This window comes from Paenalicyclobacillus cellulosilyticus (genome assembly GCF_014647315.1).
GTDB classification, from domain to species: Bacteria; Bacillota; Bacilli; order Alicyclobacillales; family Alicyclobacillaceae; genus Alicyclobacillus_J; species Alicyclobacillus_J cellulosilyticus.
In genome coordinates, this window is sequence record NZ_BMOY01000161.1 from 1 (window position 1) to 224 (window position 224).

A 224-nucleotide genomic window follows, 5' to 3' on the forward strand; every position below is an offset into this window, starting at 1 on the left:
TCCTTCCAATAAGATTGCTGTCGATTCTTTAACCTTGACCATAACAACCGTCCTTTATTGAGCAAAATTTCAGGTTTTATCAAATACTGCGATGGACTCCACATGAGCGGTATGAGGAAACATATCCATCACCCCCGCCGATTTAAGGGTATACCCATGAACATGAAACAATATATCAGCATCTCTGGCTAATGTGGCTGGATTACAGGATACATAGACAATAC

The 224-nt window shown here is 40.6% G+C and carries 1 protein-coding gene; it reads right to left on the bottom strand.

What is annotated here, in order from left to right:
* Positions 1–69 precede the first annotated feature (69 nt).
* Positions 70–222, bottom strand: a complete 153-nt coding sequence (locus IEX97_RS14075; RefSeq protein WP_373289469.1) for a hypothetical protein — start codon at positions 220–222, stop codon at positions 70–72.
* Positions 223–224: the final 2 nt, after the last annotated feature.